The organism is Streptomyces sp. NPDC018263 (assembly GCF_055562575.1).
The window spans coordinates 48,614-74,983 of record NZ_JBVHFA010000001.1; the positions used below are offsets into that span (position 1 = coordinate 48,614).

31 protein-coding genes and 1 pseudogene are annotated in these 26,370 nt (G+C 70.4%); 7 read left to right on the forward strand and 25 right to left on the reverse strand.

Annotation, left to right across the window (positions count from 1 at the left end; genetic code table 11):
- Positions 1–42 precede the first annotated feature (42 nt).
- Positions 43–1,149, reverse strand: a complete 1,107-nt coding sequence (rlmN, locus tag ACZ3HQ_RS00215) for a dual-specificity RNA methyltransferase RlmN (RefSeq protein WP_467506693.1) — start codon at positions 1,147–1,149, stop codon at positions 43–45.
- Between the two features lie 177 nt (positions 1,150–1,326).
- On the opposite strand from rlmN, the gene ACZ3HQ_RS00220 reads away from it, so the two are divergent.
- Positions 1,327–2,202: a DUF6414 family protein gene (locus ACZ3HQ_RS00220; RefSeq protein ID WP_467507936.1), complete on the forward strand. Its 876-nt coding sequence runs from the start codon at positions 1,327–1,329 to the stop codon at positions 2,200–2,202.
- A 405-nt stretch (positions 2,203–2,607) separates the two neighbouring features.
- Here the strand turns inward: ACZ3HQ_RS00220 and ACZ3HQ_RS00225 are convergent, their stop codons facing one another.
- Complete coding sequence (locus ACZ3HQ_RS00225; protein ID WP_467506695.1) at positions 2,608–3,078, reverse strand: NUDIX domain-containing protein; 471 nt, start codon at positions 3,076–3,078, stop codon at positions 2,608–2,610.
- Between the two features lie 2 nt (positions 3,079–3,080).
- A complete protein-coding gene (locus ACZ3HQ_RS00230; RefSeq protein ID WP_467506697.1) occupies positions 3,081–3,824 on the reverse strand; it encodes an XRE family transcriptional regulator in 744 nt (247 codons plus the stop codon).
- Positions 3,825–3,943: 119 nt separating this feature from the next.
- On the opposite strand from ACZ3HQ_RS00230, the gene ACZ3HQ_RS00235 reads away from it, so the two are divergent.
- From ACZ3HQ_RS00235 to ACZ3HQ_RS00250, 4 genes and pseudogenes are all read left to right on the forward strand, one after another.
- Positions 3,944–4,174 carry a hypothetical protein gene (locus tag ACZ3HQ_RS00235; protein WP_467506699.1) on the forward strand — a complete coding sequence of 77 codons (231 nt, stop codon included), beginning with the start codon at positions 3,944–3,946 and terminating at the stop codon, positions 4,172–4,174.
- A gap of 61 nt (positions 4,175–4,235) precedes the next feature.
- Positions 4,236–4,676 (forward strand): annotated as a pseudogene (locus ACZ3HQ_RS00240) (glycine-rich domain-containing protein); the annotation flags it as partial.
- Between the two features lie 73 nt (positions 4,677–4,749).
- Positions 4,750–5,586, forward strand: coding sequence for a protein kinase family protein (locus tag ACZ3HQ_RS00245; protein ID WP_467506701.1), 837 nt, complete (start codon positions 4,750–4,752; stop codon positions 5,584–5,586).
- Positions 5,587–5,631: 45 nt separating this feature from the next.
- A complete protein-coding gene (locus tag ACZ3HQ_RS00250) occupies positions 5,632–6,372 on the forward strand; it encodes a hypothetical protein (RefSeq protein ID WP_467506703.1) in 741 nt (246 codons plus the stop codon).
- Positions 6,373–6,467: 95 nt separating this feature from the next.
- On the opposite strand, the gene ACZ3HQ_RS00255 is transcribed toward ACZ3HQ_RS00250, so the two are convergent.
- The 5 genes from ACZ3HQ_RS00255 to rpsB form a co-directional block, all read right to left on the reverse strand.
- Positions 6,468–7,508 (reverse strand): phosphatidate cytidylyltransferase, encoded by a 1,041-nt coding sequence (locus tag ACZ3HQ_RS00255; protein WP_467506704.1) that lies wholly within the window; start codon positions 7,506–7,508, stop codon positions 6,468–6,470.
- Positions 7,508–8,065: a ribosome recycling factor gene (gene frr, locus ACZ3HQ_RS00260; RefSeq protein WP_026248385.1), complete on the reverse strand. Its 558-nt coding sequence runs from the start codon at positions 8,063–8,065 to the stop codon at positions 7,508–7,510. The genes ACZ3HQ_RS00255 and frr overlap by 1 nt, the downstream gene beginning before the upstream one ends.
- Positions 8,066–8,245: 180 nt before the next feature.
- A complete protein-coding gene (gene pyrH, locus ACZ3HQ_RS00265) occupies positions 8,246–9,004 on the reverse strand; it encodes a UMP kinase (RefSeq protein WP_391300527.1) in 759 nt (252 codons plus the stop codon).
- A 190-nt stretch (positions 9,005–9,194) separates the two neighbouring features.
- Positions 9,195–10,031 carry a translation elongation factor Ts gene (gene tsf, locus ACZ3HQ_RS00270; protein ID WP_030808611.1) on the reverse strand — a complete coding sequence of 279 codons (837 nt, stop codon included), beginning with the start codon at positions 10,029–10,031 and terminating at the stop codon, positions 9,195–9,197.
- 147 nt (positions 10,032–10,178) lie between these two features.
- Positions 10,179–11,078 carry a 30S ribosomal protein S2 gene (gene rpsB, locus ACZ3HQ_RS00275; protein WP_030808608.1) on the reverse strand — a complete coding sequence of 300 codons (900 nt, stop codon included), beginning with the start codon at positions 11,076–11,078 and terminating at the stop codon, positions 10,179–10,181.
- A 271-nt stretch (positions 11,079–11,349) separates the two neighbouring features.
- On the opposite strand from rpsB, the gene ACZ3HQ_RS00280 reads away from it, so the two are divergent.
- Entirely contained in the window at positions 11,350–11,928 is a 579-nt protein-coding gene (locus ACZ3HQ_RS00280) for a M23 family metallopeptidase (protein ID WP_467506706.1), read from the forward strand.
- A 6-nt stretch (positions 11,929–11,934) separates the two neighbouring features.
- Here the strand turns inward: ACZ3HQ_RS00280 and ACZ3HQ_RS00285 are convergent, their stop codons facing one another.
- The 17 genes from ACZ3HQ_RS00285 to ACZ3HQ_RS00365 form a co-directional block, all read right to left on the reverse strand.
- A complete protein-coding gene (locus ACZ3HQ_RS00285) occupies positions 11,935–12,492 on the reverse strand; it encodes a TetR/AcrR family transcriptional regulator (protein WP_467507938.1) in 558 nt (185 codons plus the stop codon).
- Positions 12,493–12,556: 64 nt separating this feature from the next.
- Complete coding sequence (gene whiG, locus ACZ3HQ_RS00290) at positions 12,557–13,399, reverse strand: RNA polymerase sigma factor WhiG (RefSeq protein ID WP_467506708.1); 843 nt, start codon at positions 13,397–13,399, stop codon at positions 12,557–12,559.
- Between the two features lie 335 nt (positions 13,400–13,734).
- The gene (gene dprA / locus ACZ3HQ_RS00295; RefSeq protein WP_467506710.1) at positions 13,735–14,892 is read right to left on the reverse strand and encodes a DNA-processing protein DprA; all 1,158 of its coding nucleotides are present in this window, start codon (positions 14,890–14,892) and stop codon (positions 13,735–13,737) included.
- Positions 14,889–16,514 carry a YifB family Mg chelatase-like AAA ATPase gene (locus ACZ3HQ_RS00300; RefSeq protein ID WP_467506712.1) on the reverse strand — a complete coding sequence of 542 codons (1,626 nt, stop codon included), beginning with the start codon at positions 16,512–16,514 and terminating at the stop codon, positions 14,889–14,891. The genes dprA and ACZ3HQ_RS00300 overlap by 4 nt, the downstream gene beginning before the upstream one ends.
- Entirely contained in the window at positions 16,515–16,880 is a 366-nt protein-coding gene (locus ACZ3HQ_RS00305; protein WP_467506714.1) for a YraN family protein, read from the reverse strand.
- 155 nt (positions 16,881–17,035) lie between these two features.
- Entirely contained in the window at positions 17,036–17,344 is a 309-nt protein-coding gene (locus tag ACZ3HQ_RS00310) for a DUF2469 domain-containing protein (protein WP_018544766.1), read from the reverse strand.
- 56 nt (positions 17,345–17,400) lie between these two features.
- Entirely contained in the window at positions 17,401–17,907 is a 507-nt protein-coding gene (locus ACZ3HQ_RS00315) for an NUDIX hydrolase (RefSeq protein WP_467506716.1), read from the reverse strand.
- On the reverse strand, positions 17,897–18,658 hold the full coding sequence (lepB, locus tag ACZ3HQ_RS00320) for a signal peptidase I (protein WP_467506718.1): 762 nt from the start codon (positions 18,656–18,658) through the stop codon (positions 17,897–17,899). The genes ACZ3HQ_RS00315 and lepB (ACZ3HQ_RS00320) overlap by 11 nt, the downstream gene beginning before the upstream one ends.
- A 174-nt stretch (positions 18,659–18,832) precedes the next feature.
- On the reverse strand, positions 18,833–19,738 hold the full coding sequence (gene lepB, locus ACZ3HQ_RS00325) for a signal peptidase I (protein ID WP_467506720.1): 906 nt from the start codon (positions 19,736–19,738) through the stop codon (positions 18,833–18,835).
- Positions 19,704–20,813, reverse strand: coding sequence for a signal peptidase I (gene lepB, locus ACZ3HQ_RS00330; RefSeq protein ID WP_467506722.1), 1,110 nt, complete (start codon positions 20,811–20,813; stop codon positions 19,704–19,706). Before lepB (ACZ3HQ_RS00330) ends, lepB (ACZ3HQ_RS00325) begins: the two co-directional genes overlap by 35 nt.
- Complete coding sequence (gene lepB, locus ACZ3HQ_RS00335) at positions 20,806–21,501, reverse strand: signal peptidase I (protein WP_467506724.1); 696 nt, start codon at positions 21,499–21,501, stop codon at positions 20,806–20,808. Before lepB (ACZ3HQ_RS00335) ends, lepB (ACZ3HQ_RS00330) begins: the two co-directional genes overlap by 8 nt.
- Positions 21,502–21,546: 45 nt before the next feature.
- Entirely contained in the window at positions 21,547–21,897 is a 351-nt protein-coding gene (gene rplS, locus ACZ3HQ_RS00340) for a 50S ribosomal protein L19 (RefSeq protein ID WP_030808575.1), read from the reverse strand.
- 135 nt (positions 21,898–22,032) lie between these two features.
- On the reverse strand, positions 22,033–22,866 hold the full coding sequence (trmD, locus tag ACZ3HQ_RS00345; RefSeq protein ID WP_467506726.1) for a tRNA (guanosine(37)-N1)-methyltransferase TrmD: 834 nt from the start codon (positions 22,864–22,866) through the stop codon (positions 22,033–22,035).
- Positions 22,863–23,414 carry a ribosome maturation factor RimM gene (rimM, locus tag ACZ3HQ_RS00350; RefSeq protein ID WP_467506728.1) on the reverse strand — a complete coding sequence of 184 codons (552 nt, stop codon included), beginning with the start codon at positions 23,412–23,414 and terminating at the stop codon, positions 22,863–22,865. Before rimM ends, trmD begins: the two co-directional genes overlap by 4 nt.
- Before the next feature lie 82 nt (positions 23,415–23,496).
- The gene (locus ACZ3HQ_RS00355) at positions 23,497–23,736 is read right to left on the reverse strand and encodes an RNA-binding protein (protein ID WP_005479813.1); all 240 of its coding nucleotides are present in this window, start codon (positions 23,734–23,736) and stop codon (positions 23,497–23,499) included.
- 5 nt (positions 23,737–23,741) lie between these two features.
- Complete coding sequence (gene rpsP, locus ACZ3HQ_RS00360) at positions 23,742–24,164, reverse strand: 30S ribosomal protein S16 (protein ID WP_031183689.1); 423 nt, start codon at positions 24,162–24,164, stop codon at positions 23,742–23,744.
- A gap of 288 nt (positions 24,165–24,452) precedes the next feature.
- The gene (locus ACZ3HQ_RS00365; protein ID WP_388994859.1) at positions 24,453–25,052 is read right to left on the reverse strand and encodes a hypothetical protein; all 600 of its coding nucleotides are present in this window, start codon (positions 25,050–25,052) and stop codon (positions 24,453–24,455) included.
- Positions 25,053–25,488: 436 nt separating this feature from the next.
- Here ACZ3HQ_RS00365 and ACZ3HQ_RS00370 point away from each other — a divergent pair, with 436 nt between their 5' ends.
- Positions 25,489–26,331 carry a methyltransferase domain-containing protein gene (locus tag ACZ3HQ_RS00370; RefSeq protein WP_467506729.1) on the forward strand — a complete coding sequence of 281 codons (843 nt, stop codon included), beginning with the start codon at positions 25,489–25,491 and terminating at the stop codon, positions 26,329–26,331.
- Positions 26,332–26,370: the final 39 nt, after the last annotated feature.

Sequence of the window (26,370 nt, forward strand, 5' to 3'; positions counted from 1 at the left end):
ATATGCAGATGTATGACTGGTATGACGTTGTGCTGACTCAGGTTACCGCTCGGTGGCGGCGAGCTGACCACACGCCCCGTCGATCTCCTGACCGCGGGTGTCCCGGACGGTCACCGGCACGCCGTGCGCGGCGATGGCCTCCACGAACGCCTTCTCGTCCTCGGGACGGGAGGCGGTCCACTTGGAGCCGGGAGTGGGGTTGAGCGGGATCAGGTTGACGTGCACGGGCCTGCCCTTGAGCATCCGGCCGAGCCGGTCGCCCCGCCACGCCTGGTCGTTGATGTCCCGGATCAGGGCGTACTCGATGGACAGCCGGCGGCCGGACTTCTCCGCGTACTCGAACCCGGCGTCCAGCACCTCGCGCACCTTCCACCGCGTGTTCACGGGGACGAGGGTGTCGCGCAGCTCGTCGTCGGGGGCGTGCAGGGAGATCGCCAGCCGGCACTTGAAGCCCTCGTCGGCGAAGCGGTGGATGGCGGGGACGAGGCCGACCGTCGACACGGTGATGCCGCGCTGCGACAGCCCGAGGCCATCGGGGGCGGGGTCGGTGAGGGCCCGGATGGCGCCGACGACCCGCTTGTAGTTGGCGAGCGGCTCGCCCATGCCCATGAAGACGATGTTGGAGAGCCGCGCGGGCCCGCCGGGCACTTCCCCGTCCCTCAGCGCCCGCATGCCGTCCACGATCTGGTGCACGATCTCGGCGGTGGAGAGGTTCCGGTCGAGACCGGCCTGGCCCGTCGCACAGAACGGGCAGTTCATCCCGCACCCGGCCTGGCTGCTGATGCACATGGTGACCCGGTCCGGGTACCGCATCAGCACGGACTCGACCAACGTGCCGTCGAACAGCCGCCACAGCGTCTTACGGGTGGTGCCCTGGTCCGTGGCCAGATGCCGGACCACCGACATCAGCTCCGGGAACAGCGCCTCCCGCAGCTTCTCCCGCGAGCCGGCCGGGATGTCCGTCCACTGCTCGGGGTCGTGCGTGTACCGCGCGAAGTAGTGCTGCGAAAGCTGCTTGGCACGAAACGGCTTCTCCCCCGCCTCCGCGACAGCGTCCTTCCGCTCGGCGGGCGAGAGATCAGCGAGATGCCGCGGCGGCTTCTTGGCTCCGCGGGGGGCAACGAAAGTGAGTTCTCCGGGCTTGGGCATGGTGCATCCAGTGTCGCAGATCAACTCTGGGGGCCCAGGCCAGAGCGGGGTGGGGGTGGTCACCCGTGGGTGGCGTCTGTCGGCGTTGGTCGGCCTCGGACGGCCCCGTGACGGCCCAGGGATCCGAGCCCGCCCATCCTTCGAGCACCGGAACGGGCAAGTACGACAGAGGACGGCCTGAACCAAACCGGCCCGCGCTCTGCAGCTCAGCATCTACAGGGAACCGACAGTGAGAGCTACACAAACAAATCCCTCGGTGACGCACTTTTCCCCACACTGGAAGAAGCGCTGGAATCCGAGCTCCTACTCCATGACATCTCAGAAGAAGTGTCGGATGCCGACGCCTGGGAATCAGGGAGCTTGAAGAATAAATACCCTCCGGGGTCCCTCGTCAGAATAACAGCCCTCGGGTCCCTATTCGATACGAGGTATGCGGCTGCCGCATTCGCCGCCTTCGGACATGTGAATGTTGGCCTTAAGGGCATCGGGGCCTCGCCATCGGACGAGCCGCAGCGGACAGGAAAGGGGAAGCAGCCCCAGCAGCGGCCCAGGCCAGCAAGGAAAGGGGAAGGTAGCGCCGACCAATTGGAGGATGCAATCCCGGATTTTCCAGCAGTAGGCGGAACAGACGGGAACACTCTCCGATCGTTCGTACAGATTTCAAAGGGCGTATTTACCCCCGGCTTGCACATAAACTTGACTCCGGCCGCTGGCGCCCTAATCAGCGCGCGACTCCAAGAGGGACGCCAGTACCTCGACACAGAGGCGGAGATTCTTTTCGCCCGTTATGGCACGGAGCGACACTATTGGACGTTGGTCGGCAGCATCGGAAGCTACGGAGCCGAAGAAACCGAACTGCCAGATATGGATTTCTATAATCCCGGCGGGAATATTAATCGCGGACTATTCGCCGAGGCCATGAACGCTCAAATGCGCAACCTCGGGAGGATCGGCTTTATCGATCTGCCTCAGCACCCGGGTTTCTCTCTTATCCCGTTCGCTGTCTACAGGGGCATTCCTCGCAGTGCCGAGTTGGCGCAGGTGCAGCCGTAGGTCGGCGGAACGGCTTTGGGCTGGAGCTGCTTTGGGGCGAGTGATCATGGCCCCGTAAGCTTCCGGCGCGTCGGGCAGTCTGTGGACCTGCCCGTTAAAGCACGACGTTGGGGCCAAGATCTTAGAGGCTCGCCCCAAAGTGGCTGCCTAAAGCCGTGGAGCCGACCGCCCCAGCCACAGAGGGTGTCTCCCACTTCATGCCCGCAGCCGCCGAGCGCGCCGCCGGGCGCGGCCAGCCGGGGCGGAGACAGGGGCAGGCCGCGCCGCAAAGGTGGCGCGTGCCCGCGCCGTGCCCGGGCCTTGATGAAGTACATGAAGTACAGAGATCTGTAACAACTCAAGTCGGCAGGATCGGTCGGCCCTCTCTTGATGGGAGAGGTTGCGGTCATCTCGCGCAGCTCTCGATCAGCCCAGGTAGGGCCGCTCGCGGTGTTCCAAGAAGTGACGGATTCGGAGCTGCTGCGTGTGGTGCATCGGCAGCAGATCGATCTCCTCCGGAGGAACGAACCGCAGCTCCGTGGACTCGTCCGAGATGGCGAGCCGGCCTCCGGTCACGCGGGCGGTGAAGCAGACGTTGAACTGTCTGCGCACCTCACCGTCCGAGTAGGCGATGACGTGGCGAGGGTCAGTGTACGTACCCACGAGCCCGGTGATCTCTACGTCCAGACCGGTTTCTTCTTTCACCTCGCGGATGGCCGTTCCTGGAAGTGAATCCGTCATCTCCATGCCGCCACCAGGCAGCGCCCAAAGATCGTTGTCACGACGGCGCTGAAGGAGCACCCGCCCTTCGTCGTCGGTCACGACGGCGGACGCAGCGACCACGAGGCTGTTCGGCTCCGGAGCCGCTGGGTCGTCGTAGTACTCGGTCCGTGCCATGGTCACCCTTCTTGTACCGGCGTCGCGGTCTCCCACACCGCATCGAAGCTGCCGGCGTAGGTGTCGAACAGGCCGCCCTTTCCGCTGCGCCGAAGATGCCACACGGGAGCACCGTAGGCGTTCACACCCCAGACATGAGCATTGACCATCGCCTGGTCATCCGCACGGTAGACCGAGTTGTAGAGCGTGGTGGCATGGGTCCGCACCTCGATGCCAGGTACCGCGGCAAGGGGGCGATAGTGCATGAGGGCGAGTCGGCAACGGGACTCGATCCCATGGCCGAACCTCTCTTCGCCACCGCGCTGTTGGACGTTCGTGCTGTCCGGGTCGCCGGTCGCGATACGGACCGCACACCCATCGGCGGCTCGCTCTCGCAACAGGTCGTTGAGCCGTGGGTAAGCCTCGTGCAGGAAGACAGCCGCGTACACCAACACGTCGATGTGCTCGCGGGCTTGGGTGAGCATGTCCACCAACGTAGACACGGGGAGGTCCGCCCGCTGGCCGTAGAGAGCCACAAGTTCGGGACTGACGGCGCGGGCGGGGCGTGCCTGTCGGAGCGTCGGCCGTAGGGCGTGCACGTCCTCTCCCAGCGTTTCCGCCGCCAACATGGCCGTGGTACGACGCGGCGTACGCCCCAGATTGACCCATCGCTCGACGGACTTGGGATCGACTTCGACCCGGTCCGCGAGGGCGGCGTACGTCCAGCCGCCGGCCGCCATGACAGCACGTAACCTCTCGTTCGGCATCCCAATCTCTCCCAACACCCAGGGACGGCACTAGGGACGTTCTACCGGACACAGGACGTCCCGAAGTGGGGTTTGCCGGAGGTTCCGACGTCCTGATGGGCAGCGGGATGCTCATCCACATGGCGAGCAACCGGCAGACCGGACCTGGCATCGGTGAACTGGCGAAAGACACTGTCAGTGGGCGTATCGGCGTCGTCATGGGTGAAGTCGGCGCCCGGGTTCAGATGAGGCCCGTCGGCGGCGGCGTCGAGTGGGACGCCATGCCGGACAACGTGGTGGCCCCGACCGCGCGGGAAGAGCTGAGCGCCCGCCTGGCCATCAAGAACGGCAACAGCCGAAGCGGCCTGTGATGCGCGCCGTCGGCCGGTACGACGCAAGTGCCAGAGCACAGCGACAATCAAGCAGATTCGCATGACGGCAACGGCCAACGGCCAGAGGACCGGCCGCGCGGTGGTCGGCGAGGAACTTTTCGAGAGCCTCACCCACTTCGTGGTGGCCCACAACGGACAGCCGCATGAGCGCGCCGAGCGGATCGCGGACCAGGCGGTGGCCTTCGTGGTCACCGCAGCGACCGCCACCGTGCCCATGACCCCCTCGGACGACGTGGACCTCGGCCTGCACGCGCTCATCCTGCACACGAAGGAGTACGCCGAGTTGTGCGAGCGGGTCGCGGGCCGTTTCCTCCACCACAACCCGAAGCCGGGTGCAGGGGCGCGTGACCCGGAAAACGTCGCCGCCTCCGCACACGCGATGAAGGCGGCTGGGTTCATGGTCTTCGACGACCTGTGGACCGTGGACGGCACGAACCTCACGCAGTGCGACTCGGACTGCGGCCGTCCGTACGGTCAGGCGTGGCGACAGGAACCCAGCGGCGCGGCCGACCTCGATGCAGGGTCGGCCGTGCAGTCCGGAAGGAGAACAGACGTTGTCCGGGACACCTCCTGAACTGCCGATCGTCGTGCTCGATGCTCTCGTGCCCACCGCTCAGCGCCTGGTCCTCAATCGCCGGGGCTCCATGGTTTGGGAGGTCAGGAGCCATCGCGGTCACTACGCCGTGAAGGTCGGCTGTCCCATCGAGGCAACGGCTGACTGGCCTTCCCAGCCGTGGACGGCGCTCGCACCCGCCCGTGAGGGCTCCGTGCTGTACCGCCTCGGGTTCCATGACTTCGCGTACGGCGAATGGGAGGGCGGCACGTGGAACTTCCAGCCGTGGCGCGAGGGGCCGGATCTCTACCAGCTGTGGGAGCCCTGTCGCACGGCGAACTCGCGCATCGAGCCACACACCAGCGTGGCTCTTGGCTGCGTGGATGCGCTGGCCGAACTACACACCAAGGGCTGGGCTCACGGTGACGTCCAGCCCGCCCACTTCATCATCGGCCCGGAACGGACTCACCTCATCGATCTGGCCCTCGCGCACGGCGGACGGATCCCCGAGGGGTACGACTTCCCGTTCCGCGGCTGCCTCGTCCACTATGAGGCGCCGGAGATCGCGCGCAGCGTGCTCGCCACCGGAGAGGCTGAGCCCACGCGGGAAGCCGACATCTACGCCCTGGGCGCATCCCTGCTCATCTCCGCCACGGGCTGGCGGGCCGTCGAATACCCGGACGACGCACCACGTCCTGAGCAGAGACGGGCCGTGGCGAGCGGCAAGCGGCGACCTGTGCAGGTGCGTGGTGAACTGGGTGAGTTGATCGACGCCATGCTCAGCCCCGCGCCCGAGGACAGGCCAACGATCTACGAAGTCGGTAAGGCACTGCGCTGAACCGGAACCCGCTCACCCGACCCCCCGTCTGCTTGGATACCGCAGATGACGACGAGTTCCCCCGCTCCCCGCGCGGACGACACCGACACCGACCGCCTGCGGACCTTGCTAGGGCACGCCGCCACGAGCGGGAACGCTCGTGCCTGGAGCGACCTGTGGACGGAGCTGTATCACAACGGTTCTCTGGACGTCGCCCACCCGCTCCTGCTGCCCGCGCTGGCCGGGTTGGCTCAAGGTGACGACGCCGGCGTGGCGGCCTCGGCCCTTCAGCTGGCCGGGGCGCTCGTCGTCCAGGCCGACCAGCGGTACGAGACACGGAACCTGCGGCAGCGGTACGCGCCGGAGGTCGGCCGCCTGCGGGATGCCGCGAACCGGTGGCGGCAGGTGACCGCAGGTCGCAACGACTACTGCTACCTGGTCGAGGCGCTCCTGAACCTGGAAGGCGACATCCACTGGGCGGAGGACCTGATCGGTGGTGTCGTCGGCGAGGAGTACGAGGTCGAGTGCCCCGATCCCGACGGGTGCGCGACGGTGTGGGTGGCCTTCGGAGAGCGGGGAATCTTCAGCACGACCGAGGACTACGCCTGCGCCGAGCCCTCGGAGACTTTCCCTCTCCATCCGGCCGATCCCCGCGCCTTGGAGGGTCTCGGCCGACGCCTCTACGACCTCGCCGCGGCCGACGGCCACAAGGAGGTCGCGCGCGCCCTGACGTACGCCTTCGGTGAGGCGACCTGCCCGGAGTGCCAGCAGCGCTTCTCCGTCGCCGCGCAGGTCAGCGCCGGGTAGCGGGCGTCCCCGGAACGCCGTCGGGCCCCGCCCTGCCGGAGCAGAGCGGGGCCCGAGAGCCGTAAGCCGGGGTCAGGACCCCATGACGTCAGAGTTCAGGAGCCCACGAACGCCACCAGCAGTAGCCACACCACCGGCGCCGTGGGCAGCAAGGAGTCCAGGCGGTCCATGATTCCTCCGTGGCCGGGGAGGAGGGTGCCCATGTCCTTGATGCCGAGGTCGCGCTTGATCATGGACTCGCCGAGGTCGCCCAGCGTGGCGCTGCACGCGACCGCGAGGCCGAGGACCAGGCCCTGCCACCAGGCGCCGTCCTCGATGAGGAACTGCATGCACAGCGCGCCCGCGACCATCGCGAAGGCGACCGCGCCGAGCAGGCCCTCGCGCGTCTTGCCGGGGCTGATGCGCGGAGCGAGCTTGTGCTTGCCGAAGCGCCAGCCGACCGCGTACGCGCCGGTGTCGCTGACCACGGTGAGGACGAGGAACGTCAGCACCCGCCAGGCACCGTCGTCGGCGGTGAGCATCATCGCCACGAAGGTCGCCAGGAACGGCACGTAGAACGCGGCGAAGACACCGGCCGTGACGTCCTTGAGGTAACCCTCCGGCGGCTGGGTCATCCGCCAGACCAGTACGGCGAGCGCGGTGAGCGCCATGGCGACCCAGGCACCCTCGGCGCCGCGCGCGTACCCGGCGACCACCATGGCCGCACCGCCCACCGCTAGCGGCACCAGGGGTGCCCTGATCCCCTTGCGCTCCTGGAGCCGGCTGGTCAGCTCCCACAGACCGACGACCACCGCGACGGCGACCACACCGACGAAGACGGCCTTGACGACGAAGAGCGAGGCGATGATGACCACGCCGAGCCCCACGCCGACGCCTATGGCCGCGCTCAGGTCACGGCCCGCGGTCTTCTTCGGCACGGGCACCGGCTGAGGGGCGTCAGGCATCGGGTCGTCGTCCTGGTCTCCGCCATACGCGGGTACGTCGGGCACGCTGGGCATGGGGCGAGTCTGCTGCGCCTCGGGCGCATCGTATGCGGGACCCGCCGTGACAGCCCCCTGGAGTGGCCCACCAGCGGTGGGCCCCCAGTACCCGGCCTGCCCCGCCTGCGGCGACGCCCCCCAGGAAGAGTCGCTCATCAGACTTCGAGCAGCTCCGCTTCCTTGTGCTTGAGAAGCTCGTCCACCTGCGCCACGTACTTGGCGGTCAGGTCGTCGAGCTCCTTCTCGGCGCGGCGGCCCTCGTCCTCGCCGACCTCGCCGTCCTTGATCAGCTTGTCGATGGCGTCCTTGGCCTTGCGGCGCACGGAACGGATCGAGACCTTGGCGTCCTCGGCCTTGTGCTTGGCGACCTTGATGTAGTCGCGGCGGCGCTCCTCGGTCAGCTCGGGGAACACCACACGGATGATGTTGCCGTCGTTGCTGGGGTTGACGCCCAGGTCGGAGTCGCGGATCGCCTGCTCGATGTTGCGCAGCGCGCTCTTGTCGAACGGGGTCACCACGGCCATGCGCGGCTCCGGCACGGAGAACGAGGCGAGCTGGTTGATCGGCGTCGGGGCACCGTAGTAGTCCGCCACGATCTTGTTGAACATCGCGGGGTGCGCACGGCCGGTGCGGATCGCGGCGAAGTCCTCCTTGGCGACCACGACGGCCTTCTCCATCTTCTCCTCGGCTTCGAGGAGGGTCTCTTCGATCACCACTTGCTCCTGCGTGTCTTGAGTAAGGCCCGGCCGCGGTGCCCGATCGGGCGGCGGGCCGGCTGCGTCGCGTCTGCTTCCTGCACGGTTCCCGACCGACAGGACATTGTCCATCCCCCGGCCGGGGCGCGTCCCGTCCTTGCCCCGGACGGGTCGCGCCGGTGGGGCCGGGGCCGCCGGTCAGTCCCGGCTGCCCTCGTCACCCACGAGCGTGCCGATCTTCTCACCCTTGACGGCCCGCGCGATATTGCCCTCCGCCAGCAGCTCGAACACGAGGATCGGCAGGCTGTTGTCGCGGCACAGGGTGACGGCGGTGGCGTCGGCGACCTTGAGGTCGCGGGTGATGACCTCGCCGTAGCCGAGGGCGTCGAACTTGACGGCGTCCGGGTTGGTCTTGGGGTCGGCGTCGTAGACCCCGTCCACGCCGTTCTTGCCCATGAGCAGCGCCTCGGCGTCGATCTCCAGGGCGCGCTGGGCGGCGGTGGTGTCGGTGGAGAAGTACGGCATGCCCATTCCGGCGCCGAAGATGACCACGCGGCCCTTCTCCAGGTGCCGGATGGCGCGCAGCGGGATGTACGGCTCGGCGACCTGGCCCATGGTGATGGCGGTCTGCACGCGGCTGTCGATGCCCTCCTTCTCCAGGAAGTCCTGGAGGGCGAGGCAGTTCATCACGGTGCCGAGCATGCCCATGTAGTCGGAGCGGGCCCGGTCCATGCCGCGCTGCTGGAGCTCGGCGCCGCGGAAGAAGTTGCCGCCGCCGATCACGACCGCGATCTCGGCGCCGTCACGCACGACGGCGGCGATCTCGCGGGCGATCTTGTGCACCACGTCCGGGTCGACGCCGAGGCCACCGCCGCCGGAGAAGGCCTCCCCGGACAGCTTCAGCAGAAACCGGCCGCTTACTTTGCCGTCGTCGCTCTTCTGGGCCTTGGTGGTCATGGAGATCCCGCCTCTTTCACGTGTTGCACATACGAAGAAGGCCATTGCCGGTGGGTCGCTTCTCGCTCCCTTGCGCGGCAATGGCCTCCTCGTCAGATCTGCTGCCGTCCGCCGCACAGCCACGGGCGGCGCTCTGCGCGGACGACTGCTGTCGACCCTATCGGGGTCGCGCGTCGATCGCGGTACGGACTCAGATGCCGACCTTGATGCGCGAGAAGCGCTTCAGGGTGACACCGGCCTCGTCCAGAACCTTCTGGACCGACTTCTTGTTGTCCAGGGCGTACGGCTGGCCGAGCACCGTGGCGTCCTTGAAGAAGCCGTTGAGACGACCCTCGACGATCTTGGCGATCGCGGCCTCGGGCTTGCCCTCGGCGCGGGTGGTCTCCTCGGCGATGCGACGCTCGGACTCGACGACCTCGGCCGGCACGTCCTCCTTGGAGAGGTACTTCGGCGCGAACGCGGCGATGTGCTGGGCGATGCCCTTGGCGACCTCGGCGTTGGGCTTGTCCAGCTCGACGAGGACACCGATCTGCGGGGGCAGGTCGGGCATCGTGCGGTGCATGTACGCGGTGACGTAGCCGTCGGTGAACTGCGCGAAGCGGTCCAGCACGATCTTCTCGCCGAGGTTGGCGTTAGCCTCGTCCACGAACGCCTGGACGGTCTTGCCGGGCTCGATCTCGGAGGCGAGGAGCGCCTCGATGTCGGCCGGGGAGGTCTTGGCGACGTGCTCGGCGATGGCGTTGGCCACGGCCTGGAACTTGTCACCCTTGGCGACGAAGTCCGTCTCGCACTTCAGCTCGACGAGGACGCCCTCGGAGTTGTCGTCGGCGATGATGGAGACCACGGCGCCGTTCTCGGCGGAGCGGCCCTCACGCTTGGCGACGCCCTTCTGGCCCTTGATGCGCAGCGCCTCGACGGCCTTCTCGACGTTGCCCTCGGCCTCGTCCAGCGCCTTCTTGCAGTCCATCATGCCGGCGCCGGTGAGCTCACGGAGCTTCTTGACGTCGGCGGCGGTGTAGTTCGCCATGAGTCTGTGAGTCTTTCTGGAAGTCTTGGGAGATCGGAGATCCGCACGGGCCCGCGACCGGCCGGTGGCCAGGTCGCGGGCGTCGTGTCGGGCTACGGGTGACGGGCGGGGACGGGGTTCGTGCCGGCCCCGCCGTCAGCGCCGGTGTCAGGCCTGCTCGGCCTTGGGGGCCTCGACCTCGGCGGCAGCCTCTTCGACGGCCTCGGAGACCGGGGCGTCGGGGGCCGGCGACTCGGCGGCGATCTCGACGGCCTCGGCGGCCTCGTCGGCCTTCTTCTCGCCCTCGAGCAGGTCGCGCTCCCACTCGGCCAGCGGCTCGGCCGCGGCCTTCTCGCCCTTGTCACCGGTGGCGACGCGCGAGCGGGAGATGAGGCCCTCGGCGACGGCGTCGGCGATCACGCGGGTGAGCAGGGTGACGGAGCGGATCGCGTCGTCGTTGCCCGGGATCTTGTAGTCGACCTCGTCGGGGTCACAGTTGGTGTCGAGGATGGCGACGACCGGGATGTTGAGCTTCCGGGCCTCGCCGACCGCGATGTGCTCCTTCTTGGTGTCCACGATCCAGACGGCGCTGGGCACCTTCTGCATCTCGCGGATACCACCGAGGGTCTTCTCGAGCTTGGCCTTCTCGCGGGAGAGGACCAGCAGCTCCTTCTTGGTCAGACCGGAGGCGGCGACGTCCTCGAAGTCGATCTGCTCAAGCTCCTTGAGGCGCTGCAGACGCTTGTAGACGGTCGAGAAGTTGGTGAGCATGCCGCCCAGCCAGCGCTGGTTGACGTAGGGCATGCCGACGCGGGTGGCCTGCTCCGCGATGGCCTCCTGCGCCTGCTTCTTCGTGCCGACGAACATGACCGTGCCGCCGTGGGCGACGGTCTCCTTGACGAACTCGTAGGCGCGGTCGATGTACGACAGCGACTGGAGCAGGTCGATGATGTAGATGCCGTTGCGCTCGGTGAAGATGAAGCGCTTCATCTTCGGGTTCCAGCGACGGGTCTGGTGACCGAAGTGGACGCCGCTCTCCAGCAGCTCCCGCATCGTGACGACGGCCATGGCCATCTCCTTGAGTTTCTCGGTTGTGCCGCGTCCGCCGGACGGCGGTCGCGCCTGACGCCCGCGGTGCGCCGTGCCGCGAAGGACCGAGGGGCGCTTGTACGAACCCTGTGACGGGCTTCGTACCGGGGCGTGCGAAGTCGACCCGGTGACCCGGATCGCCAGAAGAAGTGTACGGGACGGCCAGGGCACCGGGTGACGCCGCTGTCCACAACCGGGCGGTTGTCCACAGATCCCGCCAGGATTCGCCGGTGAACGGCAGGGTGCTCGCATGCGATCACTGGTGCGATACGTGAGGAACTGGGCCGTCCCGCCCCTGCTGTTGGCCTTCGCCGTGCTCACGCCCCTGGCGTGGGCCGGCCCGGCGCCCGAGGAGAAACCTCCTGGTGAGCGAGTGCCCGCGCTGGCCCGGACCTGGCCGGTGGGGACGCGCCCGGCGGTGCTGCGGGGCTGGGAGCCGCCCGCCACCGTGTACGCCGCCGGGCACCGGGGCGTGGACCTGGCGGCGGCGCCGGGCGCCCCGGTGCGGGCGGTGGCGGCGGGCCGGGTGTCGTACGCGGGGCGGGTGGCGGGCCGGGGCGTGGTCGCGGTGGTCCTGGCGGGCACCTCGCTGCGGACGACGTACGAGCCGGTGCGCGCCGGGGTGAAGGAGGGCGCGGAGGTGGGCGCCGGGGAGGTGGTGGGGACGGTGGAGGGCACCGGGTCGCACTGCCTTGAGGCGTGTGTGCACTGGGGGCTGCTGGAGGGGAGGACCTATCTGAATCCCCTGGACCTGCTGCCGCCTCGGCTGCTCGGGCACGGGCCGTCCCGGTTGCTGCCGGTGCTGGGGGTTCCGCTGCCGCCCGGCTGAGCCGTCTCAGCCCCGGACGCCGCGCAGGGCCATGGCGACCGCCGCCTCGGTGATCGCCTCGGGGTGCTCGGCGGCGCCGAGTTCGATACGGCGCACGGCCGCGTCCACGACGCCCTGGAGCAGCATCGCGGCGAGCCGTGGCTGCTCGTGGCCCAGGCCGGCCAGCGCTTCCACGATCATCGCGACCAGCCCGCCGTGCGCGGCCCGGATCTTCTCCCGCGCCCCGGCGTCCAGTTCGCTCGCGGAGATCGCCACGACGGCCCGGTGCCGCCGGTCGCCGACCAGGGCGAGCTGCCGGCGCACATACGCCTCGACCTTGCCCTCCGGCGTGGGTTCGTCCGCCATCGCGGCCTCGACCTCCGCGGCCCAGAGGGGGAAGTCGACCTCGCACAGTTCCTCGACCACGGCGGCGCGCGAGCGGAAGTACTCGTACACCGACGACCTGGCAAGACCGGTGCGCTCCGCGAGCGCGGGGAAGGTCAGCGCGTCCGTCCCGCCCTCGGACAGCAGGGAACGGGCCGCGTCCAGCAGGGCGGCTCGCTGCATCGACCGGTGCTCGGCCACGGAGGCCGCTCGAATCCTTGGCACGCCCCCCACTTTACGGACCGGCCGCGGAACGCGGCAGGAGTCAGCGTCCGAAGCTCGCCAGCTTGGCCCGGAGCTGGAGCACCGACTTGGTGTGGATCTGGCTGACCCGGCTCTCGGTGACGCCGAGGACGTTGCCGATCTCGGCGAGGGTCAGGCCCTCGTAGTAGTAGAGCGTGACCACGGTCTTCTCGCGGTCGGGCAGGGTGTTGATGGCCCGCGCGAGGAAGCGGCGCAGCTCCCGGTCCTCGGCCACCTCGACGGGGTTGTCGGCGGCGGTGTCCTCCAGGGTGTCCATGAGGCTGAGCCGGTCGCCGCCCTCGCCGCCGACGTGCAGCAGTTCCTCCAGCGCGACCACGTTGGCCAGGGACAACTGGCTGAAGACCGCGTGCAGCTCCTCGACCTCGACGCCCAGCTCGGTGGCGACCTCCTGTTCGCTCGGGGTCCGCCGCAGCTTCGCCTCCAGCGCGGCGTAGGCCCGCTCGTAGTTGCGCGCCTTCTGCCGGACGGAGCGGGGAATCCAGTCCAGCGCCCGCAGTTCGTCGATCATGGCGCCGCGAATCCGGGTGATCGCGTACGTCTCGAACTTGATCTCGCGCCCGATGTCGAACTTCTCGATCGCGTCGATCAGCCCGAACACCCCGGAGGAGACGAAGTCGGCCTGCTCCACGTTGGGCGGCAGCCCGACGCTCACCCGGCCCGCCACGTACTTCACCAGCGGCGAGTAGTGCAGGATGAGCTGCTCCCGGAGGCGCTCGTCCCCCGTCGCCTTGTACGACCGCCACAGCTCGTCGAGCGTCGAGGGAGCGGGCGGTCGCACGCTGCCGCCGTCGCGGGCGGCTGGGGGGGCCGCCGCCCGGTCGGAGCCGGAGGTGTGCTGGGGCATTCGTCGCCTAGTGCCGTTCTGCCGTGAAGTGCCGTGAACTGCCGTGCCGTGGGTGGGGGATGCGGGGTGGGTGCTGGATGCCGGGTCGTCGGTGGTGGCGCGGGCCGCGCAGGTGGGTGCGGGCCGGGCCGGCCGGTCCGTGCCCGAGCTTTCGTGAGCGTAGCGTGACTGAGGAGTCGCGGTGTGCGAACACTGGGGCGCCACCCGTGCGCGCACCCCTGTGCGACCCCGCTCCCCCGCTTCACCCGGTTCGCTCAGCGTGACCGGTTACGGGCGTCAACTCCGGTAAAACCCAAGGGCGTAGAGGATTCCCCCGGACGGCCGAACACCCTCGGTCAGGGCGGGTGCGGGTCTCTCCGGACCGGCAGGACCGCCTGGCGTGTCAACTTCCAGCCGTCGTCGTGTCGTTCGACATAGCCAAGCGCTCGAAGCTCGTACAGCCGGGCGACCGCCTCCTCGCGGGTGGTGCGTGCCTCGCGGGCGATCTCCTCGGGTCCGGCCGGACGGGCGGCGGGCAGGGCGGCGAGGACGGTGGCCGCTTCGGGGTCGAGCAGGTCACGCGGGAGCACCGGGCCGCGCCGGGGCGGGGCCAGTTCGCCGATGCCGCCGACGAGTTCGACCACGTCCGCCGCGTCGGTGACGAGCACCGCCTCCCCGCGCAGCAGCTCGTGCACCCCGGCGGACCGCCCGCTGGTCACCGGGCCGGGCACTCCCATGGTGAATCTGCCGAGCCGCTGGGCCGCGCGGGCCGTGGCCAGGGAGCCGCTGCGACAGGCGGCCTCCACGACCACCGTGCCCCGGGTGAGCGCGGCGATCACTCGGTTGCGGACGATGAAGCGGCTGGGCGTCGGATGATCTCCGGGCGGCAACTCCCCGATGACGAGCCCCTGTTGGGCGATGCGTTCGATCAGCGCGGCGTGTCCGCGCGGGTACGCCTTGTCCACTCCCGAGGCCAGCACGGCGACGGTCGCCCCGTCGGCCGCGAGGGCACCCCGGTGCGCGGCGCCGTCGACCCCGTACGCCCCGCCGGACACGACCACCCAGCCCTGTTCGGCCAGTCCGGCGGCGAGGGTGGCAGCCACATGGGAGCCGTACCCGGTGCAGGCGCGGGCGCCCACGACGGCCACCGAGCGCAGCGCCCACATCCGCAGCCCCGGCCGGCCGCGCACCCACAGGCCCACCGGGCGTCCGTCGCCCAGGTCGTCGAGCTGGGCGGGCCACTCGGCGTCCCCCGGACACACGAACCGGGCCCCGGCCTGCCGCGCGGCCGCCAGGTCCGCCTCCGGCTCGGCACGCTCGGCCCGGGCCAGCAGCCCGCGCCAGCGGGTATCGCTCACTCCGGGCAGGGGCTCGCCGCCCTCCCGCAGCCGCCGCACCACCTCCGGCACCCCGAAGAGCCGCAGCCACCGTCCGCCGGTCTCGTCGCCGGGCTCGATCACGCGGGTGAGGAACACCCGCCCGGTCCGCTCCTCCTCCGCACGGCCCGGCGTCATGCCAGGGCTCCGATGGCCATGGGGACGCCACGCGGGACGCCGGTGCGCAGTTGCAGGGCGAGGGCCACGTCCCCGGCGTCCGGGCGGTCGTGTCCGACCAGGTCGGCCACGGTCCACGCGACCCGCAGCACCCGGTCGATGCCGCGCGCGGTGAGCACGCCCCGCTCCAGATTGCGCTCGGCCTCGTCCATCGCGCCCGTGACAGCGTGGAAGCGGCTGCGCAGTTCGCGGCCGGGCACCTCGCTGTTGGTGCCCCACGGGGTCCCGGCCAGCCGGGCCGCCGCCCGCTGCCGGGCCTCCCGCACCCGGTCGGCGACCGTGGCCGTGGACTCGCCGCGGGCACCGGGGTCGGTCAACTGGGCGCGGGTCACCGGATCGACCTCGACCCGCAGGTCCACCCGGTCCAGCAGCGGGCCGGAGAGGCGGGACTGGTAGCGCCGGATCGCCGAGGGCGGGCAGTCGCACAGGGAGTCGCGCTGCGAGAAACGCCCGCACGGGCACGGGTTGGCCGCGAGCACCATCAGGAACCGCGCCGGGAACCGCACCACGCCCGCACTCCGCGCGATCACCACATGCCCGGACTCCAGCGGCTGTCGCAGCGCGTCCAGGGTCTGGCTGTGGAACTCGGGTGCCTCGTCCAAAAACAGCACGCCCCGGTGGGCCAGGGAGACGGCGCCGGGCCGGGCGATGCCGGGGCCGCCGCCGACCAGGGACTGCATGGTGGCCGAGTGGTGCGGGGCGCAGTAGGGCGCCACGTCGATGAGCGGCTTGCCCGGTGGCAGCAGCCCGGCCACCGAGTGCACGGCGGTGACCTCCAGGGAGTCCTGCCGGGTCAGCCGGGGCAGTACGGCGGGGAGCCGTTCGGCCAGCATCGTCTTGCCCGCGCCCGGTGGCCCTTCCAGGAAGAGATGGTGACCGCCGGCCGCGGCCACCTCCACGGCGGTGCGGGCCGAGGTCTGGCCCACCACGTCGGCCAGGTCGTGACCCTGGTCGTGCTGGGCCGCCCCGGCGCTGTGGATACCGGTGGCCGAGCCGGTACCCGGCATCCGGAGCCCGGCGAGCAGCGGATCGGGGCGCCCGGGCGCGTCCGGCTCCTCCTCCGGCACCGGTTCGTCCGCGAGGACGGCGATGAGCTGGCGCAGACTGCGTACGCCCAGTACGGACACCCCGGGCACCAGCGCGGCCTCGGCCGCGGCGCACTCCGGGACGACGACCTGGGTGTACCCGGCGTCGGCGGCGGCCAGTACGGCGGGCAGGATGCCCCGGACCGGCCGGACCCTGCCGTCCAGCCCGAGTTCGCCGATCATCACGATGTCGGCGAGCACCCTGGGGTCGATGCGCTCGGCCGCGCCGAGCACGGCGCTCGCCACAGCGAGATCGAACCCAGAGCCGGCCTTGGGCACCGAGGCGGGGCTCAGTCCCACGGTGAGCTTCTTCTGCGGCCACTCACCGCCGGAGTTCACCACGGCGGCCCTGACCCGGTCGCGGCTCTCCGTCAGGCTCTTGTCCGGCAGCCCCACCAGGGTGAAGGCGGCCACTCCGGGCTCCAGGTCGGCCTGGACCTCGACGAGGACACCCTCGACGCCGACCAGGGCCACCGAGCAGGTGCGGGCGAATCCCATTCAGGCCACCCCCCGCGCATGCTCCACGGCGGGCGCCCCGCGCCGGGGCAGCAGCACCCCGACCAGATCGACCCGGACCCCTCCCGGCGGCGCTCCGCCGTGCGTATGCACCCATCGCTCGGCCAGGTCCAGCAGGCGTCGCGCCTTCTCGGGCGTGACGGCGGCCATGGGGTGCTGGAACTCCCCGCCCCGCCGGGTCTTCACCTCGCAGACGACCAGCGTGCCGCCGTCCCGCGCCACGATGTCGATCTCTCCCGAGCGCCCGCAGCGCCAGTTGCGCTCCAGGATGCTCATCCCGGCCTCGGTCAGCCGCCGCGCGGCCAGATCCTCGCCGTACCTGCCGAGTCCACTGCGTGCCCTGTTCATGTCGGCACCACCTCCGGCACCCACCGTGCCGGGGCACGCCGAAAGAAGTGGATCTTGGTGGACAGGGTCTCACTTGTGGATATCTCCGCCACCCGAACAGGTGAACCACACCCGGCTCACCAGCCCGAACCAGCTTGAATCAGCCCGAGCCGGGATCACCCGCTGGGCAGCTCCAGATCGCTCTTGTTCAGCTCCTCGATGTTCACGTCCTTGAACGTCAGCACCCGGACCTGCTTGACGAACCGCGCCGGGCGATACATGTCCCACACCCAGGCGTCGGCCATCGTCACCTCGAAGAACACCTCACCCTGGACCGAGTGCACCTGCATCTCGTAGTCGTTGGTGAGGTAGAAGCGCCGTTCCGTCTCGATCACGTATTTGAACAGACCGACGACGTCGCGGTACTCCCGGTAGAGCTTCAGCTCCATCTCGGTCTCGTACTTCTCGAGGTCCTCGGCGCTCATGGCAGCTTCCCCTTCAGCCGTGCGATCCCCCCATTGTGCGCCAGTCCGGCGAACCCTCAGACGATTTCCGTGTCGAGGGTCACGGGCGTGGCCGGGGGACCCTCGTCGAGCAGCGTGCGCAGCAGCCCGGCGAGCCTGGTCGGATACACCGTCTCATGGGCCTGCTCCAGTTCCCGGCACGTCCACCAGCGCGCTCCCGAGACACTGCGCCGCTCCAGCTCGGTCAGCCCCAGGGCGGCCGTCACCGTCTGCGTCGTACGGGCCAGGTAGTACCACTCGTCCTGGTCCCAGCGGCGCCCGGCGAACGGGAAGGAGCAGCGGCGGCGCCAGAGCACCGGGCCCAGGTCGACCTCGGTGATGCCGGTCTCCTCGACCAGTTCCCGGAGCGCGGCCTCTTCGCGGGTCTCGGCGCCCTCCACGCCGCCGCCAGGGGTGAACCACCAGTCGTCGGCCGGATCGTCCGGCTCATGGCCGTGCAGCAGCAGGACGCGGTCGGCGGGGTCGAGCAGCACCACGCGGGCGACCTTCCGCAGCCCGCCCGCGTAGGTGTCCTCAGCCTGCATGGACGGGCTCCGCACCGCTCCGGGCGCGGGAACGGCCCACGCGCGCCGCGATCGGGCCGTACGCGGCGCCGCCCAGGACCAGCACCGCACCGGCGACGATCATCACCTCGATCAGCGGCAGCGGACCGGCCTCCGACACCGTGCCCAGCGCCTCGAACCCGGTCGGCCGGGCCAGCATGCCCCGCATCGGCCAGACCACGGAGTCCACGCGGGCGTGCACCGCGCCCCGGCTCACCGTGCCCTCGGCCGCGTCGGTGAGGTGGGCGGTGGAGTCCAGTGAACCCTGGCGCTCGTCACCGAGCAGGAAGAGGCGGCCCTTGGGCACGGTCACCGTCGGGAAGCCCTTGACCTCGGCCGGGGTGCCCTTGGGCAGATAGGGCTCGTCCACCGGCTTGCCGTTGACGCTCAGCTTGCCGTCGGTGCAGCAGGCGACGGTGTCCCCGCCGACCGCGACGACCCGCTTGACCACGTCGGCACCGGTCACCCAGGTCTTGTCGCTGAACACCACCACGTCGCCCCGGCGCACGTCCGCGCCGTCGACCCGCTGGGCCAGCACCCGGTCCCCGGCGTCGATGGTCGGGGTCATCGAGCTGGTCGGCACCGTATAGGGCCGGTAGGTCACCGCGGCCCAGCCGAAGCCGGCCAGGAAGAGCAGCAGGCCGACGGCCACCGCCACGCCCGACAGCCGGCCGCCGAGGCCGCCCCTGGCCCCCGCGGACTCCGCGGTCTCCGCGCCTTGGGCAGTTGCCATGTCGTCTCCCGGTCCCCTCCGCCGGGGTCGCCCGGCCTGCCACGATCCGCCTTTGGTAGCACACCGGGCCGGAAGGCCGCGAGGGCGGTGCCCCCCGGTGACCGGTTCTTCACCGGGTCTCCGGGAAACACCGCCCTCGGCAGCGTTCGTACCTGATCCGCGCGAAGACGCGGCTCACACCTGGCGCGCGGCCTCGGCAGCACCTGGACGGGCGGCCTTGCGGCGACGCCACACCGCCACCGGCACCACGAGCGCGACCGCACCCGCGCCCGGCGCGTACGGCAGCGAAGCGGCGGCGGAGCTCTGCTTGTCCAGGCCCGGCTGGTCGAAGGTGTCCGGGATCGGCAGGGTGCCCCAGCGGTTGATGGGCCACGCCTTCACGATCGCGCGCCCGACGACGTCCTTGACCGGCACCATGCCGTGGTTCTCGTCGGTCTGGTTGTACCGCGAGTCCCGCGAGTTCTGGCGGTGGTCGCCCATCACCCAGATGTAGCCCTCGGGCACCTTGACCTTGAACTGGCCGCCCTGGTCGTCCACGCTGCACGGCGTGTTGCCGGGGTAGACGTACGGCTCGTCCAGCGCCTTGCCGTTGACCTTCAGCGGGGCGCTGCCCTCGCACTCGACCGTGTCGCCGCCGACGCCGATCACACGCTTGATGAGGTCCTTCTCCTCGGCGGACGGCATCAGGCCGATCCAGCTCAGCCCCTTCTGCAGCGCGTTCTGCTCCGGCGTCGGCTCGCCCGCCAGCCACTGGCCGGGGTCGTGGAAGACGACGACCTCGCCGCGCTCGGGCTCGGAGCCGAACCAGGGGGTGAGCTTGTCCACGAGGACGCGGTCACCCTGCTGGAGGGTGTTCTGCATCGAGTCGGACGGGATCGAGAACGCCTGCACCAGGAACGTCTTGATCAGCAGGGCCAGCACCAGCGCGATGCCGACGAGGATCGGCAGTTCCTTCCAGAACGAGCGCTGCTTCTCCGGCCGGCGCGCGGCACCGCCGCCGCCACCGCCCTCGTCGGTCCGCGGGGGCCGGCCGGGCGGGGTGCCGTCACCGGCCGCCGCGAAGCCGTTCCCGGAGTTCACGGCGCCGTCCGGGGCCGAGGCGTCGGACCCCACGGGGTGCCCGCGGTGCTCCTCGCCGTCGTGCCCCGACCGTGCGCCAACCGCCACATCCCCCACGCCAACTCCTTACTCTGTGCCGCCGCCTGCCCCATGCACGGTGCAGGCCCACCACTCCCATAACGAGCGGGAGTTCCGCAGGGGTCGGGAGCTGGGTCAGTCCGTTCGGATCGTAGGGGGCAACCCTATGCGACGGAGCACGGGCCGCACTCGACCCGGACGCCGCGTCGGTGACGCTTGCGAAGGTTTTAGGTTCGTCCAGGCGCGTCCAGTGCGCGAAGGGCCAGCCGATGAACATCGCCCGGCCGACGACCGACTCCTCGGAGACGGTCCCGCCGTACGACGTGTTCTGGTGGAAGCGGGAGTCGGCCGAGTTGCCCCGGTGATCGCCCATCACCCACAGGCGGCCCTTGGGCACCGTGATGTCGAAGGAGGTCGCGGAGGGGGCGTTGCCGGGGTAGATGTAGGCGCCCTCGGTGAGCGGGACGCCGTTGACCGTGACCCGGCCCTCGGCGTCACAGCACTTCACATGGTCGCCGCCGACCCCGATGACCCGCTTGATCAGGTCCTTCTCGTTGTCCGAGGGGAGCAGGCCGATGAAGGTCAGCCCCTCCTTCACCTGCTTGACCACGACCGGGTCGTTCTTCTTGGGCGTCTCCTCGCCGGTCAGCCAGCCGCCCGGATCGTGGAACACCACCACGTCACCACGGGCCGGCCGGGAGCCGAACCACGGGGTGAACTTGTCGACCAGCACCCGGTCCCCGATCCGGATCGTCTGCTCCATCGAGCCGGACGGGATCACGAACGCCTGCACCAGGAAGGTCTTCAGCACCAGCGCGATCAGCACCGCGACCCCGAGCAGCAGCGGGATCTCCCGCACCGCCGAACGTCTGCGTTTGCGCTTCACCTTGCGCTGGAGCTTGCGCCGCTCCGCCCGCGAACGGCCGGCGCTCGGCCGGGAGGCCCGGCGGGCGCCGGTGGGCAGCGGATTGTCGGCGGCCGCGCCGGACACCCCGCGCGGCCTTGCCCGGTTACCCATGCGCGGCCTCCGCGGCAGGTACGTGCGCGTAGGCGCGGGGGCGCTCGATGCGCGTGAGGTGGCCGTACGGCCAGACGATCCAGTCGACGCGGCCCACCACGTCGTCCACCGGGACCATGCCGCCGCCGGGCGAGCCGAGATGGTCGCGGGAGTCGCTGGAGCGGGCGCGGTGGTCACCGAGCAGGAAGAGGCGGCCGTCGGGCACCACCACGTCGAAGGGCACGTCGGACGCGCTGTTCCCCTTGAAGAGGAACCCCGTCTCGTCGACCGGGCGGCCGTTCACCTCGATCCTCCCCTCCCTGTCGCAGCAGACCACATGGTCGCCTCCCACCCCTGCAACGCGCTTCACGTAGTCGGCGTGCCCGAAGTAGCCGGTCCCGTCGAACACCACCACGTCACCGCGGCTCGGACGGGCACCGAAACGGTACGCCAACTTGTTTACGAGTACGCGGTCCCCGACCCTCAATCCGGGCTCCATGGAACCGCTCGGAATCTCGAACGGGCGCACCACGAATGTGCTCAGGAGCAGCAGGAAGGCCAGGCAGGCGAGGAGCGTCAGGGTGAACCGGCCGCCCGGCACCCGCTCGGCGAGCGAGCCCGCCAACGCGAAACGCGACCGGCCCCGCGTACCCGGTGTACCGGGTGGGCGGGAACGGTCGCGTTCGGCGGGCTGTGCTTCGGTGTCCATCGGGGCCAGATGCTATCCGGCCCCGTCACGACTGAAGACAGGCGCTCAGTTGTCGCGCTTCTCCTTGATCTTCGCGGCCTTGCCGCGCAGCTCACGGAGGTAGTACAGCTTGGCGCGGCGCACGTCACCGCGGGTGACGAGCTCGATCTTCTCGACGATCGGGGTGTGCACCGGGAAGGTACGCTCCACGCCGACGGAGAACGAGACCTTGCGGACCGTGAAGGTCTCGCGGACGCCCGAACCCTGGCGGCGGATCACGACGCCCTTGAACTGCTGCACACGCGAGCGGTTGCCCTCGATGACGCGGACGTGCACGTTGACGGTGTCACCCGGGCGGAAGGCCGGGACGTCGGTGCGCAGCGACGCGGAGTCGACGGTGTCGAGCAGGTGAGACATTTCGTCTGCTTTCTTCGCTGATGCCACAGGTCATCAACGGAACTAGATGTTCGAAGAGGTCTGCCGTGCGGGTCGGAACGGGCGTCGTGTCCCCCTGTGGCAGGGGCGCACGCCGGACGGACGCACAACAGCGACCTATTGTTCCACGCCCTCGCTCCTGCGCCAAAATCGCCCGGACGAGTGGCCCTCCGGGTCCGGGGACCAGCCCAGGATGGAGAGCATCTCCCGGTCCTTCTTGTCGAGCGTCGCGGGGTCGCAGCGCTCGATCAGGTCGGGCCGGTTGGCGGTGGTCCGGCGCATCGCCTCGTCCCGCCGCCAGCGCGCGATCTTGCCGTGGTGGCCGCTGAGCAGCACGTCCGGGATGCCATGACCCCGCCACTCGGGCGGCTTGGTGTAGACCGGCCCCTCCAGGAGGTTGGCCATCGCGCCGGGGGCGAAGGAGTCGTCCCGGTGCGACTCGGCGTTGCCGAGCACGCCGGGCAGCAGCCGGGCCACGGCCTCGGTGACGACCAGCACGGCCGCCTCGCCGCCCGCGAGGACGTAGTCCCCGATGGAGACCTCGTAGACGGGCATCCGGGTCGCGTACTCGTCCATGACGCGGCGGTCGATGCCCTCGTACCGGGCCGGGGTGAAGACCAGCCAGGGGCGCTTCGACAGCTCGACGGCGAGTTCCTGGGTGAACGGGCGGCCGCTCGGGGTCGGCACGATCAGGGCGGGGCTGTGCGCGCCCGACTCGTAGCCGTCGGCCAGCACGGTGTCCAGGGCGTCGCCCCAGGGCTCGGTCTTCATGACCATGCCGGGGCCGCCGCCGTAGGGGGTGTCGTCGACCGTGTTGTGCCGGTCGTAGGTCCAGGAGCGCAGGTCGTGGACGTTCACGTCGAGCCGGCCGCGCGCGCGGGCCTTGCCGACGAGGGAGACGTTCAGCGGTTCCAGGTACTCCGGGAAGATCGTGACGACGTCGAGCCTCATGCGCCCTCGTCCTCGTCCCGCGCGGAAGCGATCTCGGCGCGGCCGTCGATCAGGCCGGGCGGCGGGGTGATGACCGCCTTCTGCTCGGCCAGGTCGATCTCGCTGACGATCTCCTCCACGAACGGGATCAGCACCTCGCTGCCGTCCGGGCGCTCCACGATGAAGAGGTCCTGGGAGGGCAGGTGGGAGATCTCGGTGATCCGGCCCACCTCCGTGCCGTCCTCGGTGACCACGTCGAGGTCGATGAGCTGATGGTCGTAGTACTCGTCCTCGTCCTCCGGCATCTCCTCCGGATCGACGTCGGCGATCAGCAGCGTGTTGCGCAGCGCCTCGGCGGCGGTGCGGTCGGTGACGCCCTCGAACCGCAGGAGGAGACGGCCGCTGTGCACGCGGCCGGTGGCGATGGTGAGCGGCCCTGCGGACGCCGGGTCGGTGGCCAGGACGGCGCCCGGTGCGAGCCGCGACTCCGGCTCGTCGGTACGCACCTCGACGGTGACCTCACCCTTGATGCCATGAGCACGGCCGATGCGTGCGACTACCAACTGCACGAGTACAGATCTCCTGTCAGACGACTGCGGGCCGGGGACGGCCCAGTGGCCCTCCCCGGCCCGAGCCGGTTGCTATGAAGCGTCAGCGGACGTGGTCCACGTCGACGAGGTCGACACGGACACCGCGGCCGCCGATGGCGCCCACGACGGTACGCAGAGCGCGCGCGGTGCGGCCGTTGCGGCCGATCACCTTACCGAGGTCGTCGGGGTGCACCCGGACCTCCAGCACGCGCCCGCGGCGCAGGTCGCGCGAGGCGACCTGCACATCGTCGGGGTTGTCGACGATGCCCTTCACGAGGTGCTCAAGCGCCTCTTCGAGCATGCTGCTCAGGCCTCGGTCGACTCGGCGGACTCAGCGGCCGCCTCGTCCTTCTTCTCAGCCTTCTTCTTCTGGGTGATGGCCTCACCCTTGTTGTCGTCGTCGGAGCCGAGGCCCTCGAACGACGGACGCTCGGCCTTCGGCGCGGCGACGAGGAGCGGCGCGGGGGCCGGCTCACCCTTGAACTTCTGCCAGTCGCCGGTCTTCTTCAGAATGGCGAGCACCGGCTCGGTCGGCTGCGCGCCGACACCCAGCCAGTAGGCGACGCGATCGGCGTCCACCTCCATGACCGACGGGTTGTAGGTCGGGTGGTACTTGCCGATCTCCTCGATCGCCCGGCCGTCACGGCGGGTACGGGAGTCGGCGACGACGATGCGGTAGTGAGGCGAACGGATCTTGCCCAGACGCTTCAGCTTGATCTTGACTGCCACGGGAGTGAGTTCTCCTGGAATTGACGTGTTGGGCACGGCGGAGTTGCCGCGTGGGGTTGCGGTACCCGAGTGCCCGATGGACGCGTCAGCCGGAGGAGAGAGGGGTCCTGTGCGACTGTCGAGTACAGCTAGCCATTGTGCCACACCCTGCGGGGCCCTCCGGGCCGGGGTGGGCGATCTCGCGCATGCCTGGGGAACGCACGGCGCCACCCCCGCGGCATTGCCGCCCGCGAGGCGAACGGAAGGGCGGAGAGCCGGACGGTACGGCTGCCACGAGCAGCCGTCTTGTCAGCTCGCCGCCGCCACGGTCTCCGGGATGCGGAACGGCTTGCCGCAGCCGCCGCACATGATCGGCGCCTGCGCCAGGACCGAGGGGACCACCCGGACGTTGCGGCCGCAGTCGCAGACCGCCTTGACCCGGACCCCGCCCCCGGAGGAGCCGTGCCGGGCGGCCGGGCCCCGGAAGGTGCGCGAGGTGTCGGCGGAGGTGGCCACCGTGTGCGCCTTGAGCGCCCGCTGCAGCCGGTCGATGGTCGGACGGTAGCGCCGCTTGGCCTCGGGGTTGAGCGTGACCAGCGAGAAACCGCTGCTGGGATGCGGCTCCTCGGGGTGGTCCAGGCCCAGCTCCTCGGCGACGGCGAGGAAACGGCGGTTGTGGTAGCGGCCGGCACGGGAGGTGTCGCGCACCCCGCGGGACGCGGCGATGCCGTGCACCGCCTCGTGCAGCAGCCGCTCGAAGGAGAGCTCGTGCCCGCACGCGGACGACGACTCCCCGATCAGTGATTCCGGTGCGGCGAGGTCGGGCAGCTCGGGGTGGTACCGCTGAATGTCGGCCCACGCCTGTGCCAGCTCCGCGGCGAGAACAGGTGGTGTCTGTGTCGTGCTCACGTAATGACAACGAGCGGGGGTGCCGCTGTGTTCCTATTCCGGGGCATCTCAAATAATTTGCACCTACCCGTCAGTTGTCGCCGATGCGTCCTGACGAGGGCGGGTCCGCCGTTTCACGGAGAAGCCTCGCAGCTCCCCACAAGCCGGTGCGTAGCCAGACGTACGGCTCCCGGCGTCCGCGGGGCTACTGCCACCGCCGGAACCCGCACGTTACCGGGTGCCCCCGCGCACCGCCGAACCCGGTGGTGCGGGGCAGCGTTGCGGGGGCGTGAATTCGAGCCACACGCGCCATCCCGCGGCAAGCCGGGCCCCACGACCACTGGACGACTGGGCGGGCCGGGAGTTACCTGGCATACGTGGAAAGTGCGCACGCACGGCACACGGGGGCCACACACCGGGCACAGCGACGGACAGCCGGCGGATTGGGGCGCTACCTATGACACCTACGCTCGTGCGGGAGCACCTGGCCCACGCGGGTTCCGCACCACCCCGCGTGAACCCCCGCAAACGCGCGCGCGACTGGTCGGAGATCCAGGAGCGGATGCTCGTTCCACTCCACGAGACCGTCCACGAGCGCCTCGAAGTGGGACCGGGCACCCGCCTGCTGGGCCTGGCCTGCGGCTCCGGGCTCGCTCTGCTGCTGGCGGCCGCCAAGGGCGCGGCCGTCACCGGCGTCGACTCCCGCCCCGAACACCTCGCCCTCGCCCGCGAGCGCCTGGACCCGGACGGCCCCCTGGAGGCCCGGCTCGTCCGGGCGGACTCCCCCGCGGACGCGGCCGACGACGACACACCCCCGTACACCCTCGTGACCGCCTACGAGACGGTCGGCGCCCTCGACGACCGCGACGGCCTCGACGACACCCTCGCCGCCGCGCTGCCGCTGGCCGCGCGCGGGGCCGCCGTGGTGCTCGCCGGATGGGGTCCGCCCGAGCGGTGCGCCACCTCCACCGTGCTCCGGGTCGCCGCCAAGCTCGCCGAACCGCTGCGCGGCACCCGCGCCTGGCGCCCGGCCCGCCGGGACGACCTGGAGGAGGTCGCCCGGCGCGCGGGGCTCAGGCCCGACGGCTCCGGCCGGGTGGCCTGCCCCTTCGGCTACGCCGACACCGACAGCGCGGTACGCGGGCTGGTGTCGACCGGACTGTTCGACGCGGCGATCGCGGCGACCGACCGCAAGCAGGTCGGCAAGGAGCTGACCGAGTCCCTGCACCCCTACCGGCGTCCGGACGGGACGGTCTGGATGCCGAACGTCTTCCGCTACCTGATCGCCCGCGTGCCCTAGGGGCACCGAAGCACCCCCCGACGCGCGAAGGGCGCCCCC

Bases quoted from the DNA above. Each gene is read 5' to 3' on its own strand.
- rpsB (WP_030808608.1), bottom strand. From the start codon at position 11,078: ATGGCCGTCGTCACGATGCGGGAGCTGCTGGAGAGCGGCGTCCACTTC.
- ACZ3HQ_RS00250 (WP_467506703.1), top strand. From the start codon at position 5,632: ATGACGACGAGTTCCCCCGCTCCCCGCGCGGACGACACCGACACCGAC.
- ACZ3HQ_RS00305 (WP_467506714.1), bottom strand. From the start codon at position 16,880: ATGAACAGGGCACGCAGTGGACTCGGCAGGTACGGCGAGGATCTGGCC.
- ACZ3HQ_RS00280 (WP_467506706.1), top strand. From the start codon at position 11,350: ATGCGATCACTGGTGCGATACGTGAGGAACTGGGCCGTCCCGCCCCTG.
- lepB (WP_467506722.1), bottom strand. From the start codon at position 20,813: ATGGGTAACCGGGCAAGGCCGCGCGGGGTGTCCGGCGCGGCCGCCGAC.
- ACZ3HQ_RS00235 (WP_467506699.1), top strand. From the start codon at position 3,944: ATGGCGAGCAACCGGCAGACCGGACCTGGCATCGGTGAACTGGCGAAA.
- ACZ3HQ_RS00230 (WP_467506697.1), bottom strand. From the start codon at position 3,824: ATGCCGAACGAGAGGTTACGTGCTGTCATGGCGGCCGGCGGCTGGACG.
- ACZ3HQ_RS00355 (WP_005479813.1), bottom strand. From the start codon at position 23,736: ATGCTCGAAGAGGCGCTTGAGCACCTCGTGAAGGGCATCGTCGACAAC.
- whiG (WP_467506708.1), bottom strand. From the start codon at position 13,399: ATGCCCCAGCACACCTCCGGCTCCGACCGGGCGGCGGCCCCCCCAGCC.
- tsf (WP_030808611.1), bottom strand. From the start codon at position 10,031: ATGGCGAACTACACCGCCGCCGACGTCAAGAAGCTCCGTGAGCTCACC.
- ACZ3HQ_RS00310 (WP_018544766.1), bottom strand. From the start codon at position 17,344: ATGAGCGCCGAGGACCTCGAGAAGTACGAGACCGAGATGGAGCTGAAG.
- ACZ3HQ_RS00225 (WP_467506695.1), bottom strand. From the start codon at position 3,078: ATGGCACGGACCGAGTACTACGACGACCCAGCGGCTCCGGAGCCGAAC.
- pyrH (WP_391300527.1), bottom strand. From the start codon at position 9,004: ATGACCACCAAGGCCCAGAAGAGCGACGACGGCAAAGTAAGCGGCCGG.
- trmD (WP_467506726.1), bottom strand. From the start codon at position 22,866: ATGAGGCTCGACGTCGTCACGATCTTCCCGGAGTACCTGGAACCGCTG.
- ACZ3HQ_RS00315 (WP_467506716.1), bottom strand. From the start codon at position 17,907: ATGCAGGCTGAGGACACCTACGCGGGCGGGCTGCGGAAGGTCGCCCGC.
- lepB (WP_467506724.1), bottom strand. From the start codon at position 21,501: ATGGACACCGAAGCACAGCCCGCCGAACGCGACCGTTCCCGCCCACCC.
- rplS (WP_030808575.1), bottom strand. From the start codon at position 21,897: ATGTCTCACCTGCTCGACACCGTCGACTCCGCGTCGCTGCGCACCGAC.
- lepB (WP_467506718.1), bottom strand. From the start codon at position 18,658: ATGGCAACTGCCCAAGGCGCGGAGACCGCGGAGTCCGCGGGGGCCAGG.
- ACZ3HQ_RS00370 (WP_467506729.1), top strand. From the start codon at position 25,489: ATGACACCTACGCTCGTGCGGGAGCACCTGGCCCACGCGGGTTCCGCA.
- dprA (WP_467506710.1), bottom strand. From the start codon at position 14,892: ATGACGCCGGGCCGTGCGGAGGAGGAGCGGACCGGGCGGGTGTTCCTC.
- ACZ3HQ_RS00255 (WP_467506704.1), bottom strand. From the start codon at position 7,508: ATGAGCGACTCTTCCTGGGGGGCGTCGCCGCAGGCGGGGCAGGCCGGG.
- ACZ3HQ_RS00300 (WP_467506712.1), bottom strand. From the start codon at position 16,514: ATGGGATTCGCCCGCACCTGCTCGGTGGCCCTGGTCGGCGTCGAGGGT.
- rlmN (WP_467506693.1), bottom strand. From the start codon at position 1,149: ATGCCCAAGCCCGGAGAACTCACTTTCGTTGCCCCCCGCGGAGCCAAG.